This is a genomic window from Streptomyces sp. TLI_146 (assembly GCF_002846415.1).
Classification (GTDB): Bacteria; Actinomycetota; Actinomycetes; order Streptomycetales; family Streptomycetaceae; genus Streptomyces.
Genome location: NZ_PJMX01000001.1, coordinates 4,153,162 through 4,168,267, shown reverse-complemented (window position 1 = coordinate 4,168,267; position 15,106 = coordinate 4,153,162). Strand labels below are relative to the sequence as shown.

14 protein-coding genes are annotated in these 15,106 nt (G+C 71.4%); 8 read left to right on the top strand and 6 right to left on the bottom strand.

Annotated elements, in window-relative coordinates:
* Positions 1–26: 26 nt before the first annotated feature.
* A complete protein-coding gene (locus BX283_RS18650) occupies positions 27–602 on the top strand; it encodes a TetR/AcrR family transcriptional regulator (protein ID WP_101388709.1) in 576 nt (191 codons plus the stop codon).
* A 97-nt stretch (positions 603–699) separates the two neighbouring features.
* Positions 700–2,919 carry an MMPL family transporter gene (locus BX283_RS18645; protein ID WP_101388708.1) on the top strand — a complete coding sequence of 740 codons (2,220 nt, stop codon included), beginning with the start codon at positions 700–702 and terminating at the stop codon, positions 2,917–2,919.
* Positions 2,920–3,019: 100 nt separating this feature from the next.
* Here BX283_RS18645 and BX283_RS18640 read toward each other — a convergent pair whose 3' ends face one another.
* Complete coding sequence (locus BX283_RS18640) at positions 3,020–3,370, bottom strand: SsgA family sporulation/cell division regulator (RefSeq protein ID WP_101388707.1); 351 nt, start codon at positions 3,368–3,370, stop codon at positions 3,020–3,022.
* Positions 3,371–3,571: 201 nt separating this feature from the next.
* On the opposite strand from BX283_RS18640, the gene BX283_RS18635 reads away from it, so the two are divergent.
* The 3 genes from BX283_RS18635 to BX283_RS18625 are packed head-to-tail and all read left to right on the top strand — an operon-like array spanning position 3,572 to position 6,181.
* Positions 3,572–4,633 carry an energy-coupling factor ABC transporter permease gene (locus tag BX283_RS18635; protein WP_101388706.1) on the top strand — a complete coding sequence of 354 codons (1,062 nt, stop codon included), beginning with the start codon at positions 3,572–3,574 and terminating at the stop codon, positions 4,631–4,633.
* 1 nt (position 4,634) lies between these two features.
* Positions 4,635–5,396, top strand: coding sequence for a cobalt ECF transporter T component CbiQ (cbiQ, locus tag BX283_RS18630; protein ID WP_101388705.1), 762 nt, complete (start codon positions 4,635–4,637; stop codon positions 5,394–5,396).
* 8 nt (positions 5,397–5,404) lie between these two features.
* The gene (locus BX283_RS18625; RefSeq protein ID WP_101392441.1) at positions 5,405–6,181 is read left to right on the top strand and encodes an energy-coupling factor ABC transporter ATP-binding protein; all 777 of its coding nucleotides are present in this window, start codon (positions 5,405–5,407) and stop codon (positions 6,179–6,181) included.
* Between the two features lie 14 nt (positions 6,182–6,195).
* On the opposite strand, the gene BX283_RS18620 is transcribed toward BX283_RS18625, so the two are convergent.
* From BX283_RS18620 to BX283_RS18600, 5 genes are all read right to left on the bottom strand, one after another.
* Complete coding sequence (locus BX283_RS18620; RefSeq protein ID WP_180357191.1) at positions 6,196–7,359, bottom strand: serine hydrolase domain-containing protein; 1,164 nt, start codon at positions 7,357–7,359, stop codon at positions 6,196–6,198.
* Positions 7,360–7,632: 273 nt separating this feature from the next.
* Positions 7,633–8,484, bottom strand: coding sequence for a DMT family transporter (locus BX283_RS18615; RefSeq protein ID WP_101388703.1), 852 nt, complete (start codon positions 8,482–8,484; stop codon positions 7,633–7,635).
* On the bottom strand, positions 8,481–8,969 hold the full coding sequence (locus tag BX283_RS18610) for a YbaK/EbsC family protein (protein WP_101388702.1): 489 nt from the start codon (positions 8,967–8,969) through the stop codon (positions 8,481–8,483). The genes BX283_RS18615 and BX283_RS18610 overlap by 4 nt, the downstream gene beginning before the upstream one ends.
* Before the next feature lie 111 nt (positions 8,970–9,080).
* A complete protein-coding gene (locus BX283_RS18605) occupies positions 9,081–10,721 on the bottom strand; it encodes a penicillin-binding transpeptidase domain-containing protein (RefSeq protein WP_180357190.1) in 1,641 nt (546 codons plus the stop codon).
* 117 nt (positions 10,722–10,838) lie between these two features.
* Positions 10,839–12,611, bottom strand: coding sequence for a dolichyl-phosphate-mannose--protein mannosyltransferase (locus BX283_RS18600; protein ID WP_101388701.1), 1,773 nt, complete (start codon positions 12,609–12,611; stop codon positions 10,839–10,841).
* A 95-nt stretch (positions 12,612–12,706) separates the two neighbouring features.
* Here BX283_RS18600 and rsmI point away from each other — a divergent pair, with 95 nt between their 5' ends.
* The 3 genes from rsmI to BX283_RS18585 all read left to right on the top strand — a co-directional run bounded on the left by rsmI (position 12,707) and on the right by BX283_RS18585 (position 15,086).
* The gene (rsmI, locus tag BX283_RS18595; protein WP_101388700.1) at positions 12,707–13,585 is read left to right on the top strand and encodes a 16S rRNA (cytidine(1402)-2'-O)-methyltransferase; all 879 of its coding nucleotides are present in this window, start codon (positions 12,707–12,709) and stop codon (positions 13,583–13,585) included.
* A 184-nt stretch (positions 13,586–13,769) separates the two neighbouring features.
* Positions 13,770–14,183, top strand: coding sequence for a hypothetical protein (locus BX283_RS18590; protein ID WP_101388699.1), 414 nt, complete (start codon positions 13,770–13,772; stop codon positions 14,181–14,183).
* A gap of 30 nt (positions 14,184–14,213) precedes the next feature.
* The gene (locus BX283_RS18585; RefSeq protein ID WP_101388698.1) at positions 14,214–15,086 is read left to right on the top strand and encodes a TatD family hydrolase; all 873 of its coding nucleotides are present in this window, start codon (positions 14,214–14,216) and stop codon (positions 15,084–15,086) included.
* Positions 15,087–15,106: the final 20 nt, after the last annotated feature.

The window sequence follows — 15,106 nt, the reverse complement described above, 5'->3', positions numbered from 1 at the left end:
GTTTCGTTCGGATGGGAGGTCGAGACATGGCGAGCAGGCTCACGGCCGAACGTGAGGCAGAGCTGTACGAGTCGGTCCTCGACCTGCTGCGCGAGGTCGGCTACGACGCCCTGACGATGGATGCCGTCGCCGCCCGTACCCGCTCCAGCAAGGCCACCCTCTACCGTCAGTGGGGGAACAAGCCGGAGCTGGTCGCGCGGGCGCTGCGGCACAACAAGCCGGTCGGTCTCCACCAGATCGACACCGGCTCGCTGCGCCGCGACTTCCACGAGCTGGTCGGTCTTGAGGACGACTGCAAGCTGGAGAAGGACTCCGCGCTGATGCGGGGCCTGATGCGCGCCGTCCACGACAACCCGGACCTCCACCAGGCGCTGCGCGAAGTGCTGATCGAGCCGGAGATCACCGGCCTCGACCAGGTGCTGCGGCGCGCGGTGGAACGCGGCGAGGTCCGCGCGGACTGTCCCGCGCTCCCCTACGTCGTACACATGCTGGTCGGCGCCTTCGTCGCCCGGCAGCTCGTCGAGGACAAGCCGGTGGACAAGGCCTTCCTCGCAAACTACATCGACGCCGTGGTCCTCCCCGCCCTCGGCGATCCCGTCTAGCTCCCCACCAACCTGCCCCACCTGACGTACGCCGCTCTCGTCGTCGGGCTGGTTATCCACGCCCTGTTTCCCTCGACTCGACCGGGAGTACGCCCTCGTGGCCACGTTCCTCTACCGACTCGGCAGGTTCGCCTTCCGGCGCCGCCGCTATGTCGCCCTGGTGTGGGTGGCGCTGCTGTTCCTCGCCGGATTCGGCGCCGCGTCCGCCTCCACTCCTTCCGCAAGCTCCTTCTCGATGCCCGGCACCGAGGCCCAGAAGGCCTTCGACCTGCTGGAGCAGCGCTTCCCCGGCGGCAGCGCCGACGGCGCCACCGCCCGTATCGTCTTCAAGGCCCCGGCCGGCAAGACCATGAACGACGCGGCCAACAAGGCCGAGGTCGCCAAGGTCGTCGACGAGCTGCCCAAGGGCTCGAAGCAGGTCGCCTCGGTGACCGACCCGTACCAGGCGAACGCCGTCTCCAAGGACGGCTCGACCGCGTACATATCCGTGAAGTACAAGGTCAACGGCATGGCCCTGGAGGACAGCGACCGCGAGTCGCTGGAGGACTCCGGCAAGGCCGCGCAGAAGGCCGGGCTCACCGTCGAGATCGGCGGTGACGCGCTCCAGGCCAAGCCCGAGACGGGCTCCGGCGAGATCATCGGTGTGGTGATCGCCGGCATCGTGCTGATGATCACCTTCGGCTCGCTGATCGCGGCCGGGCTTCCGCTGGTCACCGCCATCATCGGCGTGGGCATCGGCGTCTCGACCATCACCGCGCTCGCCAACGTCCTGGACCTCGGCAACACCACCTCGACGCTGGCCTCGATGATCGGCCTCGCGGTCGGCATCGACTACGCGCTCTTCATCGTCTCGCGCTACCGGGCCGAGCTCCGCGAGGGCCGCGACCGCGAGGAAGCGATCGGCCGGGCCGTCGGAACCGCCGGTTCCGCTGTCGTCTTCGCCGGTCTGACCGTGGTCATCGCGCTGTGCGGCCTCGCGGTCGTCAACATCCCGATGCTCACCAAGATGGGCGTGGCCGCGGCCGGTACGGTCGTGATCGCCGTCCTGATCGCGCTCACCCTGATCCCGGCGGTCCTCGGCTTCACGGGCAAGCGCGTCTTCGGCCGCCGCACCCGCAAGAAGATGGAGGCCGGCACGGTCGAGGCCCCCACCGAGGCCAAGCCGAACATGGGCACCCGCTGGTCCAGCTTCGTGCTGCGCAAGCCCATCTGGGTGCTGCTCGCCGGTGTGATCGGGCTCGGCGCCGTCGCCGTCCCGGCCGCCTCCCTGGAGATGGGCCTGCCCGACGACGGCTCGCAGCCGACGTCGACGACCCAGCGCCGCGCCTACGACACCCTCTCCGACGGCTTCGGCCCGGGCTTCAACGGCCCGCTGATGATCGTCGTGGACGGCGCCAGGGCCGGCGGTGCCAAGGCCGCGGCCGACCGCACCTCCGACACCATCAAGAAGCTCCCGGACGTCGCCGAGGTCATGGCGCCCGCCCTCAACAAGGAGGGCGACACCGCGACCATCACGGTGGTCCCGAAGTCCAAGCCGTCCTCCAAGGACACCGAGGACCTGGTCCACTCGATCCGGGACGCGGGCAAGGACATCAAGTCCGAGACCAAGGCCGAGGTCCTGGTCACCGGCGCGACCGCGATGAACATCGACTTCTCGCAGCGCATGAACGACGCCCTGCTGCCCTATCTGGCGCTCGTGGTGGGCCTGGCCTTCCTGCTCCTGATGGTGGTCTTCCGCTCGATCCTGGTTCCGCTGAAGGCGGCCCTCGGCTTCCTGCTCTCGGTGGTCGCCGCCCTCGGCGCGGTCGTCGCGGTCTTCCAGTGGGGCTGGCTCGGCGGGCTGTTCGGGGTGGAGAACCCCGGCCCGATCATGTCGATGATGCCGATCTTCATGGTCGGTGTGGTCTTCGGTCTGGCGATGGACTACGAGGTCTTCCTCGTCACCCGGATGCGCGAGGCCTTCGTCCACGGCGAGCGTCCCGGCCAGGCGATCGTGACCGGTTTCCGGCACGGCGCCCGGGTGGTCACGGCCGCCGCGGTGATCATGATCGCGGTCTTCTCCGGCTTCATCGGGGCCAGCGACCAGATGATCAAGATGATCGGCTTCGCCCTGGCGATCGCGGTCTTCTTCGACGCCTTCGTGGTCCGGATGGCGATCGTCCCGGCGGTGCTCGCGCTGCTCGGCTCGAAGGCCTGGTGGCTGCCGGGCTGGCTGGACCGGATCCTGCCGAACGTCGACGTCGAGGGTGAGGGCCTGAAGGCCCACGCGGCGAAGGCGTCCGACGGCGACGACGACCGCGAGCTCGCGCGCGTCTGACCCCCGGAGCGGCTCCGCCGCACCCCCTCATGGCCGGCCCCTACGCCTCACGCGTAGGGGCCGGTTCTTTCGCTGCGTACGTCCGGCTACGCCGGGGCGATTAGGCCCGACCGCTCGGCGCGGGCGTCACGCTGTACGTATGCCGCAGAAAGCGGACCAGCGGCGAGCTGTCGAACTGGACCACCGCGACACCGTCCGGGGAGTGGAACTCCAGGACGGTCTGGGCCCGGCCGCATGGCCAGACCGAGACGTCGCCGCGCCGGGTGGGGCCGCGCAGACCGGCCTCCAGGAGCGTGCGCGGGAAGACCCACTCGTTGCCGCCCGGGAACTCGAAACGCACGGTCAGCGGGTCCTCGGCGGGGTCATAGCGCAGCGCGACCGGAACGGGGCGGTGGTGCGGGGCGTCGGAGACGATCCTCGCCCGGGCGTGTTCCTCGACGGCGGGGGACATCAGTCGCTCCTCACACTCACACTGCGCAGCTTTTCAGACTCTCTGTCATTAAATGTCGCATATTTTGCGGGGCGCGCCGGGCGTGAGAAGAGCTGGTAAATCTCACTCATACGCTCTTGCGACCCATTCGCAGGTGCACGACTATCATCGAGCGGTTCCTTCGAGCAGTTCCAGCCATCCCGGCCCCAGCGGAGACCACTCATGCATGTCCCGGACGGATTCATCAACGCCCCCGTCTCCGCGATAGCCGGAGTCGGCGCGGCCGCCGCCATCGCGGTCAGCCTGCGCGGGGCCCGACGTGAACTCGACGAGAAGACGGCCCCGCTCGCGGGTCTGGTCGCGGCGTTCATCTTCGCCGTGCAGATGCTGAACTTCCCCGTCGCGGCCGGCACCAGCGGCCATCTGCTCGGCGGGGCGCTCGCGGCGATACTCGTCGGGCCGTACACCGGCGTCCTCTGTGTCTCGGTCGTGCTCCTCATGCAGGGCATCCTCTTCGCCGACGGCGGCCTGACCGCGCTCGGCGTCAACATCACCGACATGGCGATCGTGACGACGGTCGTGGCGTACACCGTCTTCCGGGGCCTGGTGAAGGTGCTGCCCCGCAGGCGGAGCTCCGTCACCGCGGCCGCCTTCGTCGCCGCCCTCCTCTCCGTCCCGGCCGCCGCCCTCGCCTTCACCGCGATCTACGCGGCCGGCGGCACCACCGACGTCCCCATCGGCAAGGTGCTCACCGCGATGGTCGGCGTGCACATCCTGATCGGCATCGGCGAGGCCGCGATCACCGCGCTCACCGTGGGCGCGGTCATCGCCGTACGGCCCGACCTCGTCCACGGGGCCCGCGGGCTGCACACCCCGCTGAAGCTCCGCGTGGGCGGCGAACTGGTCGACGCCCCCGCTCCTGAGCCCGTACCCGGCGCGGCCCGCTCCACGCACAAGGTCCGCGCGGCCTTCGTCGTCGCCGCCCTGCTGCTGGCGGGATTCTTCTCCTTCTACGCGTCCGCCTCGCCCGACGGCCTGGAGAAGGTCGCCCACGACAAGGGCATCGACACCCAGGAGAAGAAGCACGCCGCCGAGGACTCGCCGCTGGCGGGCTACTCGGTCAAGGACATCGGCAACGACCGGGTCGCCACCGGCCTCGCGGGCATGACCGGCGTCGCGGTGACGGTCGGCGTGGGCAGCGGGATCTTCTGGGTGGTGCGCCGCCGCCGGGGCAGCGCGGCCGACGCCGCACCCACCGCCGTGCGCGAGACGGAGAAGGTCTGACATGGGCGCGGGCCACACGCACAAGCTCTACCACCGGGCCGTGTCGCCGGTCCACGACCTGCCCCCGCACTGCAAGCTCGCGGCCGTCTTCCTCTTCGTGATCGTGGTCGTCTCGACCCCGCGCGAGGCGGTCTGGGCCTTCGGCCTGTACGCGGTGCTGATCGCCGCGGTGGCGGGCGTGGCCAGGATCCCGGCGGGCGTCCTGCTCAAGCGCCTGCTGATCGAGATCCCCTTCGTGGCGTTCGCGGTCCTGATGCCGTTCGTGGTGCCGGGCGACCAGGTGCACGTCCTCGGCCTGGCGCTGAGCAAGAACGGTCTGTGGGGCGCGTGGAACGTGCTGGCCAAGGGCACGCTCGGGGTCGCCGCCTCGGTGATCCTGGCGTCCACCACGGACCTGCGGGCCCTGCTGCTCGGCCTCCAGCGGCTCAAGCTCCCGTCGCTGCTCGTCCAGATCGCGTCGTTCATGATCCGCTACGGTGACGTGATCACGGACGAGATGCGCCGGATGTCGATCGCCCGCCGCTCGCGCGGCTTCGAGGCGAAGGGACTGAAGGCCTGGAGCGTCCTCGCCAAGTCGGCGGGCGCGCTGTTCATCCGCTCGTACGAGCGCGGTGAGCGCGTACATCTGGCCATGGTCAGCCGTGGCTACGCGGGTTCGATGCCGGTCATCGACGATGTGACGGCGACCGGTGCGCAATGGCGTTACGCGGCGGTGCTCCCCGCGTCGGCTCTCGTGATCTGTCTGTTGGGGTGGACTCTGTGAACACGTCGGTGACTTCTTCCACGAACTCCTCCGCTTCCCCCGCCTCCCTTGAGGTGAGCGGTCTCGCCTTCGCCTATCCCGACGGCCACCAGGCCCTGTTCGGGGTCGACCTGACGGTGGGGCGCGGTGAGCGGGTCGCGCTGCTCGGCCCCAACGGCGCGGGCAAGACCACCCTGGTCCTGCACCTCAACGGCATCCTCACGGGCGGAGCGGGCTCGGTGAAGGTGGCCGGACTCCCCGTGGAGAAGCGGAACCTGGCCGAGATCCGGCGCCGGGTCGGCATCGTCTTCCAGGACCCCGACGACCAGCTCTTCATGCCCACGGTCCGCGAGGACGTGGCGTTCGGCCCGGCCGCGTCGGGGATGCGCGGGGCGGAGCTGGAGGCGCGGGTGCACCAGGCGCTGGAGCGCGTCGGCATGGCGGAGTACGCGGACCGGCCCCCGCACCACCTCTCGTTCGGCCAGCGCCGCCGGGTCGCGGTGGCGACCGTGCTCGCGATGGAGCCGGAGATCCTGGTCCTGGACGAGCCGTCGTCGAACCTGGACCCGGCGTCCAGGCGCGAACTGGCCGACATCCTGCGGGCGTTGGACGTCACCGTGCTGATGGTCACGCACGACCTGCCGTACGCGCTGGAGCTGTGCGGCCGGTCGGTGATCCTCAGCGGGGGGACGATCGCGGCGGACGGCAAGACGGCGGACGTCCTGGCGGACGAGGAGCTGATGCGCACCCACCGCCTGGAGCTGCCGTTCGGCTTCGACCCGAGGGCGGCGGCGGCGAAGGCGTAGTCCTTACCGGGTCCTTACTGCCCGATCGCTTCCCGGACCGCGCGGACCAGGGCCTGGGGGCGCGGGTCGGCGGTGACGCCCTTCTGGTGGCCGTTGGTGACGTACCCGAAGGCGATGCCCGACTCCGGGTCGGCGAAGCCGAGGGAGCCGCCGCTGCCGGGGTGCCCGAAGGAGCCGGGGCCCAGGAGCGGGGACGCCGCGCCGTGCAGCATGTAGCCCAGTCCGAAACGGGTGGGGACCACCAGGACCCGGTCCGGGCCCGCCGACTCCTCGGTACGGGCGAGCGCGACCGTGGCCGGGGCGAACAGACGGCGCCCGTCCACCTCGCCGATCGTCGCCGCGTAGAACCGGGCGAGGCCGCGGGCGGTGGATATGCCGCCGGCGGCGGGGAGTTCGGCGGCGCGGTAGGCGGGGTCGTTCTGGTCCGGGAGCGGGTCGATGGCGCCGAAGGCGCGGCGGGTGAGGGAGGCCGGGTCGGCGTAGGCGGCGGAGACGTCGCGCTTGGGCCGCAGGGTGATGGCGCCGGGGACGCGGGGCGCCTCCGTCGGCCCCACGCGACCCACGCGGCCGGTCTCCTCCTGCGGCATCCCGATCCAGAGATCGGCCCCCAGCGGCCGGGCGATCTCCTCCGCGACCCAGCGGCCGAGGGTGCGGCCGCTGACGCGGCGGACGAGCTCGCCGAGCAGCCAGCCGTACGTCTGGGCGTGGTACCCGTGCTCGGTCCCCGGCTCCCAGAACGGCGTCTGCGCGGCGACCGCGGCCGGTCCCGACTCGCCGTCGGCGGCCTCGGCGGGGCTGAGCGGCCGGTCCAGGGCGGGGACGCCGGCGCGGTGCGAGAGGAGGTGCCGGACGAGGGTGCGCTCCTTGCCCTTCGCCTTGAACTCGGGCCAGTACGTGGCCACGGGGGCGTCCAGGTCCAGCTGGCCGCGCTGGTGGAGGAGGAGGGGGACGGCTGCGGCTATGCCCTTGGTGGCGGAGCGGAGGATCTGGGCGGTGTCGACGGCCCAGGGTGCCTGGCCGTCGACGTCCTTGGTGCCGCCCCAGAGGTCGACGACCTTCTGTCCGTCGCGGTAGACGGCGACGGCGGCGCCGTGGTCTCCGCGGTGGGTGAAGTTACGGACGAACGCGTCCCGAACCGCTTCGTACCCCGGGCCCACGGACCCCTGCACGTCACTCACGCCTGCTCCCACGATCTTGGCTACGCGTCCGGTCCATTGAAACGTGGTGGCCGGGGGCTTTCTTCCCCCACCCCACCCCACCCCTTCCCGAAAGCCCTGGGCGGGCGGCCGGGTGCTTCGTCTGCGGACCGTGCTGGGTTGCTCGCGCAGTTCCCCGCGCCCCTAACTACCTAGGGGCGCGGGGAACTGCGCGACCAGCCACCCACGGTCCGCAGCTGGACGACAGCCCTCGGAGAGTTTCGGGAAGGGGCGGGGTGGGGCAAAAACCGCCGGTCACCCCGCCCGCAGCAGCAACCCGATCCCCACCACCAACACCCCCGCCGCAGCAATCCGCGGCCCCCCGAACCGCTCCTTGAAGAACAGCGCCCCGATCGCCGCCCCCACGATGATGCTGGACTCCCGCAGCGCCGCCACAGGCGCCAGCGGAGCCCGCGTCTGGGCCCACAGGACCAGGCCGTACGCCGTCATGGAAAGGGCCGCCCCCAGCAGACCCCGCACCGCGTACGGCCGGAGCTGGGCCACCAGCGCACCCCGGCGCCGGTACAGCGCGTACCCCGGGATCAGCAGCCCCTCCAGGACCATCAGCCACGCGATGTAGCCGACGGGCGTGCCGGAGGCGCGGACGCCCACGCCGTCCACCACCGTGTAGGACGCGATCGACAGGCCCGTCGCCCCCGCGGCCACCAGCGCGGGCCAGTGCGGCCGCGCCCCCGAGCCCCGGATGCCCCACAGGGCGACCCCGACTAGCCCCGCCGAGGCGACCGCCACCCCCGCGGCCTGCCACGCGTTCAGGCTCTCGCCGACGAACAGCACCGCCAGCACGGTCACCACCAGCGGCGCCGTGCCCCGCGCGATCGGATACATCTGCCCGAAGTCGCCCAGGCTGAACGACCGCATCAGCAGCACCTGGTAGGCGGTGTGCAGCAGGGCCGAGGCGACGAGGTACGGCCAGGCGCCCGAGGCGGGCAGCGGCGCGAACACCGCCAGCACCGCGCCGATCACCGTCCCCCCGCCGCCTATCAGCGTGAACGCGACCAGCTGGTCCCTGATCGTGTGCGCCATCGCGTTCCACGAGGCGTGGGTGACGGCGGCGAGCAGGACGGCCAGCGCGACGGTCAGCGTCACGCCGTGCGCTCGCGCACGTCGACCAGCGCCCCGCCCGCGTGCCCGATCAGCGTCTTCGGGTCGAGCGGGAAGACGGTGTGGGGTGTGCCCGCCGCCGCCCAGACCACGTCGTGGTCGAGCAGCGCGCGGTCGGCGAGGACCCGGGTGCGGCGCACATGGCCGAAGGGCGGGACGCCCCCGATCGCGTACCCCGTCGTCTCCCGTACGAGCTCCGCCCCGGCCCGCTTGACCTTCTCCGCGCCCAGCTCGTGCCGTACGCGCTCCACGTCCACCCGCGACGAGCCGTCCATCAGGACGATCACCGGGACCCCGTCCGCCTCGAAGACCAGCGACTTGACGATCTCGCCGATGTCGCAGCCGATGGCGGCGGCCGCCTCGGCCGCGGTCCTGGTGGCGTCCGGGAAGCGGCGTACCTCCACGTCGAGCCCGAGGGCGCGCAGCGCCTCGGCGAACCGGGGGTGGGCAACGGAATCTTGAGCGTTCATGCCCCCGCAGGCTAGCGGTCGTTGTATGCCCCATGCGAGGGCGTTTCGGCTCCCCCCCCGGGGGTGCCCCCCGATCGCCCCTGGTCTGCCCCCGGTCCGCCCCCGGCCCGCTCAGCCCGCCCGCAGCACCCGCGCCACTATCGGCCCCGCCGCGTCCCCGCCGTGTCCGCCGGACTGGACGAGCGCGGCGGCGGCGAGCCCGTTGCCGTACCCGGTGAACCAGCTGTTGGACTTGCCCTGCTGGTCCACCTCGGCCGAGCCGGTCTTGGCGCCCTTGGGTCCGGGCACCCCTGCCATCGCCTTCACGGCCGTCCCGTTGACGGCCGCCGCGTGCATCATCTGCCGGAGCTGGGCGGCCAGCGAGTCGGGCAGCGGCTTGGCGGTGGCCAGTTCGCGGCCGTCCAGGTCCTTCGGCACGATCACCGGCTGGCGGAACCCGCCGTTGATCACGGTGGCCGAGACGGACGCCATGTCGAGCGGGCTCATCTGGACCTTGCCCTGCCCGATGTAGGAGGCGGCGGTCTCCACGCCGGAGGACTCCGGGACGCTGCCGTCGAAGGACTTCACCCCGCCGAGCTTCCAATTGTTCTGGCCGAGCCCGAAGTAGTCCCGGGCGGTCTGGCCGAGCGCGGTCCCGGCGACGCCCTTGCCGGTGAGCGGCTTCACCGGCTTGATGAAGGCGGTGTTGCAGGACCTGGCGAACGCGTCGGTCAGGGTGCCGCCGGGGATGGTGAAGTCCTTGAGGTTGTGGAAGGTGTAGCCCTCCCACGGGACCGTCGCCGGGCACTCGACCTTCTGGTTCGCGCCGCCCACCCCGTTCTGGATGATCATCGCGCCCGTGACGATCTTCATCGTGGAGCCGGGCGCGATGGACGCCTGGAGGGATGCGGGGAACCCGTCCCTGCGGTTGTCGGCGATCGCCCGGATCGCCCCGCTGGTCGGCTCGATCGCGACCACCGACGACTCCGCGAACTGCTTCACCGCCTGCTCGGCCGCCGCCTGTACGTCCGCGTCGAGCGTCGTCGTCAGCTTGCCGGGCTTGCCCTTGGCCAGGGTGAGCAGCGTCTGGTTCGGGGTGCTGTCGGCGCCGCCGCCCTCGATCCAGGTCTCCACGCCGGGCGTGCCGTCGGCCTTGGCGCCGTACTTCTGCCGCAGGGCGTCCAGGACCACGCCCAGCGAGGGGTACTTCTCCTTGGTCAGCACCCGCCCCCGGTGGTCGACGGCCTCGATCTCGGGGTTCTTGGCCGCCCCGGTCACCAGCTTCTGGCCCGCCTTCAGCTTCGGGTGGACGACGGCCGGCTGCCAGTCCACCAGCGCCTTGCCGGTGGTCACGCCCCGGACGACGGTCAGCTGGGAGCTGTAGGCGAGCGGCGCCGTCTTCCCCTCGTAGGCGACCTCCGCCTTCACCGTGTACGGAACGGTCGCCCCCGTGGCCGTCCCCGGCGTGATCGTCACCTTGTCCACGTGCGCCTCGTCGTGGAAGGCGGCGAGCACGGTCTGTGCGGCGGCGTTGTTGTTGGTCAGGGCCGACGCCGCCGTCGCGTCCCCCTTCGACCAGGCGTCGAAGAAGGCCTGCGCGGTCTTGGTGATCTCGTCGGCGCGGGGCGGCCCGGTCCGTACCGGCGCGGCCTTGGTGTGCGGGCCCGGGGACGAGTCGTCCCCGGCCAGCATCTGGTAGCCGCCGTACACCACGCCGGTGCCGACCACCACGAACACGCCGCCGACGATGGCGGCCTTGGCTCCACTGCGCATCTGCAGCCCCTCCCCAGGAGTCTCTTGAACGTGTTCAAGAGATGCTTGGGAGGAACTTTACGTGACAGCACTGACACCAGCCCCACCCGTTACCGGACCGGGACACCACTCACCGGGTCACACCCACGTATCCAGCCACATCCGGTTTCGCCAGGAATCGAGCGGAATCGCCGTGCCCGTGTACAGCGGCCAGAAGTAGATGAAGTTCCAGACGATCAGCAGCACGAGCACGCCCGCACCGATCGCGCCGATGGCCCGGCGCCGCTCGTCCGAGCCCGGTGGCCCCAGGATCGCGCCGATCATCATCGCCACCGCCAGACACAGGAACGGCACGAAGACGACCGCGTAGAAGAAGAAGATCGTGCGGTCCTGGTAGAGCAGCCACGGCAGCCAGCCCGCCGCGATGCCGCAGACGATCGCGCCCGCCCGCCAGTCGCGCCGGAACACCCAGCGCCACAGCACGTACAGGATCGCGAAGCAGGCCGCCCACCACAGCAGCGGCGTGCCGAGCGCCAGCACCTCGCGGGCGCACTTGCCGGAGGTGTCCGAGGGGCAGCCGTCGGTGCCGGGCGAGGGGCTCTCGTAGAAGTACGAGACCGGGCGGCCCAGGACGATCCAGCTCCACGGGTTGGACTGGTAGGTGTGCTTGTCGTGCAGGTTGACGTGGAAGCTGTAGACCTCGGCCTCGTAGTGCCACAGGCTGCGCAGCGACTCGGGCATCCAGCTCATGTCGAACTGCGGCAGGCTCACCTCGCCCAGCAGCGGCAGCTTCACATGGTCGGGGGAGAGGCCGTCGCGGCCGTGCGCCCAGTCCCGGAAGTAGCCCTTGTCGGTCATGAACCAGCCGGTCCAGGAGGCCAGATACGTCGCCAGGGCCACCGGGACCGTGGAGACGAACGCGGGGAGCACGTCCTTCCTGAGCACCGCGCGGTACGGCCGCACCGCGCCCGCCGTCCTGCGGGCGCCCGCGTCCCACAGCACCGTCATCACGCAGAAGAAGACCAGGACGTACAGGCCGTTCCACTTGGTGCCGGCGGCCAGGCCCAGCATCACCCCGGCCGCGATCCGCCAGGGGCGCCAGCCCAGGCGCAGGCCCTCCGCGACGGTCGCGTCCGGGCGCAGGTCGCCGTCCTCGCTCTCGGGGAGCGCCGCCGCGAGCCGGGCCCGCGCCCGGTCCCGGTCGATCAGCAGGCAGCCGAAGGCCGCGAGCACGAAGAACATGACCACCAGGTCGAGCAGCGCCATCCGGCTCATCACGAAGTGCAGCCCGTCCACCGCGAGCAGCAGGCCCGCCAGACAGCCCAGGAACGTGGAGCGGAACAGCCGCCGCCCGATCCGGCAGAGCATCAGCACCGAGAGCGTGCCGAGCACCGCCATCACGAAGCGCCAGCCGAACGGGGTGAAGTCGAACCACTTCTCGCCGATGCCGATCAGGTACTTGCCGACCGGCGGATGCACCACATAGCCCGGGTCGGTGGGGATCGGCACCGACGAGGGGTCCTTGATGATCGACTTGTCGACGTCCTTGGGCCAGGCGCCCTCGTAGCCGCGGTTGATCAGCGCCCAGGCGTCCTTGGCGTAGTACGTCTCGTCGAATATCACCGCGTCCGGGCTGCCCAGCTTCCAGAACCGCAGCACCCCCGCGACCAGCGTGACCAGCAGCGGCCCGCCCCACGCCGACCAGCGCACCAGGCGCTCGGCCATCGGCGGGGAGACCTTCAGCACCGCCCAGAGCTGCCCGGACGGCCGGGTGTAGGGCGGCACCAGCCGGTCGCGCAGGCCGATTCTCGGCCGGGCCGCGTAGCCGAAGCGGCGCAGCCGGTCCTGCCAGCCGGGCGGCGGATCTCCGGCGTCATGGCCCTCAAGGGGGTGTGGCGCAGTACTGGTCACCGCGCCATCGTAGGGAAAGCGCCTGTGCGAGTCCCGTGGCCGGGCCAGAACCCGCCCGGGCGACCGGGGGCGCCCGGGGCTGGGAGGATGGCGGGGTGACCGGAACACTCGTACTCGCAGGGACCCCCATCGGCGACATCGCGGACGCGCCGCCGCGGCTCGCCGCCGAGCTGGAGCGGGCCGACGTCGTCGCCGCCGAGGACACCAGGCGGCTGCGCGGCCTGACCCGGGCGCTCGGCATCCACACCTCGGGGCGGGTGGTCTCCTACTTCGAGGGCAATGAGTCCGCCCGTACGCCCGAGCTGGTCGAGGCGCTGGAGGGCGGCGCGCGCGTGCTGCTCGTGACCGACGCCGGGATGCCGTCGGTCTCCGACCCCGGCTACCGGCTGGTGGCGGCCGCCGTCGAGAAGGACATCAAGGTCACGGCCGTACCCGGGCCCTCGGCCGTGCTCACCGCGCTCGCCCTGTCCGGGCTGCCCGTCGACCGGTTCTGCTTCGAGGGCTTCCTGCCGCGCAAGGCGGGCGAGCGCCTCGGGCGGCTGCGCGAGGTCGCCGACGAGCGCCGCACCCTCGTCTACTTCGAGGCCCCGCACCGCCTCGACGACACGCTCGCCGCGATGGCCGAGGTCTTCGGCGCCGAGCGCCGCGCCGCCGTCTGCCGCGAGCTGACCAAGACGTACGAGGAGGTCAAGCGCGGCAGCCTCAAGGACCTCGCCGAGTGGGCCGCCGACGGGGTGCGCGGCGAGATCACCGTGGTGGTGGAGGGCGCGGCCGAGAGCGGGCCTGCCGAGCTGGACGCCGAGGAGCTGGTGCGCCGGGTGCAGGTGCGCGAGGAGGCGGGGGAGCGGCGCAAGGAGGCGATCGCCGCCGTGGCCCTCGAAGCGGGCCTGCCCAAGCGCGAGGTGTTCGACGCGGTCGTGGCGGCAAAGAACGCGGCACGACAGGCACCCGCGGATGGCAAAGGACTATCGTAAAAAGTAAAGCGCAGGCCGCGCACCGGGGCTTTTTCCTAGGAAAGGCCAAATCGGCACCAACACTCGACAGCCCCTGATGCGTTTTGGCGGCGAAAGGCGTCCCATGGACCGGGGGACGCTTTCGCCCCCGCTCGCAAGGAGAGCGCTCGCAAGAGCTTGTCCAGCGGACAAGAGGAGCCGGCATATGAGTGAGATCGCTGAGACCACGGCGCACGAGGCATACGCCTTCGCGTGCATGAGGTGTGGGTATGGCTGGGAGCAGGCGTACGACATAGAGCACTACGTGGACGGCAAGGGGGAGCCGTTCGTGGTCTACAAGGCGAACGGGGAACGGGTGCCGTCACCGCTCTCCCACCCCACCTGTCTGAACTGCGGCGGGCACGTCGTGCGCACCCTGCGCGCCGGCCGGGTCTCCAGCGTGCAGCAGTGGCTGGCGCACCACTCGACCCACCAGGCGCCCGCCGGTCCCGTGGGGTCCGGGGGCGACCCGGAGCCGGACACCCCGGCGGCGGCCGAGCCCGCGGGCGAGCCCCGGCCGGAGCACCACTGGCACCTGTCGGACCTCCTGCACCCCTTCCAGCACCACCACAAGAAGTGACGGGCCGGGGCCTTTCATAGGATCGGCCCCATGAGTGCCGCCAAGGATGCCCCGCCGCCCCTGCCCGAACCGCTCGGTGTGGCGGTGGCCGACTCCCACACCCACCTGGACATGCAGTCCACCACGGTGGAGGAGGCCCTGACCAAGGCCGCCTCCGTGGGCGTGACCACGGTGATCCAGGTGGGCTGTGACCTCAAGGGCTCCCAGTGGGCGGCGGACACGGCCGAGGCGCACGAGAACGTGCACGCCGCCGTCGCCCTGCACCCCAACGAGGCGCCCAGGATCGTCCTGGGCGACCCCGACGGCTGGTCGCGCCAGGGGGCGCGGCAGCCCGGCGGCGACGCCGCCCTCGACGACGCGCTCGCCGAGATCGACCGGCTCGCCGCCCTCCCGCACGTCAAGGCCGTCGGCGAGACCGGGCTCGACTACTTCCGGACCGGGGCCGACGGCATGGCCGCCCAGGAACGCTCGTTCCGGGCACACATCGAGATCGCCAAACGGCACGGAAAGGCGCTCGTCATCCACGATCGCGAGGCGCACGCGGATGTGCTGCGCATTCTGCGGGAAGAGGGCGCCCCGGACCGCACGGTCTTCCACTGCTATTCCGGTGACGCGGAAATGGCGGAACTCTGCGCGGAATCCGGGTACTTCATGTCCTTCGCCGGAAACATGACTTTCAAGAACGCCCAGCCGCTGCGCGACGCGCTCGCCGTCGCACCCCTCGAACTGGTCCTGGTGGAGACGGACGCGCCCTTCCTCACCCCGGCGCCGTACCGCGGACGGCCCAATGCGCCGTATCTCATTCCGATTACGGTGCGGGCCATGGCGGCGGTGAAGTCGATTCACGAGGACGTGCTGGCCGCGGCCATCGCGGACAACACCGCGCGCGCCTTCGATTACTGACCGATAACGGCAGCGGTGCT

Bases quoted from the DNA above. Each gene is read 5' to 3' on its own strand.
- BX283_RS18650 (WP_101388709.1), top strand. From the start codon at position 27: ATGGCGAGCAGGCTCACGGCCGAACGTGAGGCAGAGCTGTACGAGTCG.
- BX283_RS18640 (WP_101388707.1), bottom strand. From the start codon at position 3,370: ATGTCCCCCGCCGTCGAGGAACACGCCCGGGCGAGGATCGTCTCCGAC.
- BX283_RS18635 (WP_101388706.1), top strand. From the start codon at position 3,572: ATGCATGTCCCGGACGGATTCATCAACGCCCCCGTCTCCGCGATAGCC.
- cbiQ (WP_101388705.1), top strand. From the start codon at position 4,635: ATGGGCGCGGGCCACACGCACAAGCTCTACCACCGGGCCGTGTCGCCG.
- BX283_RS18610 (WP_101388702.1), bottom strand. From the start codon at position 8,969: ATGAACGCTCAAGATTCCGTTGCCCACCCCCGGTTCGCCGAGGCGCTG.
- BX283_RS18605 (WP_180357190.1), bottom strand. From the start codon at position 10,721: ATGCGCAGTGGAGCCAAGGCCGCCATCGTCGGCGGCGTGTTCGTGGTG.
- BX283_RS18590 (WP_101388699.1), top strand. From the start codon at position 13,770: ATGAGTGAGATCGCTGAGACCACGGCGCACGAGGCATACGCCTTCGCG.
- BX283_RS18585 (WP_101388698.1), top strand. From the start codon at position 14,214: ATGAGTGCCGCCAAGGATGCCCCGCCGCCCCTGCCCGAACCGCTCGGT.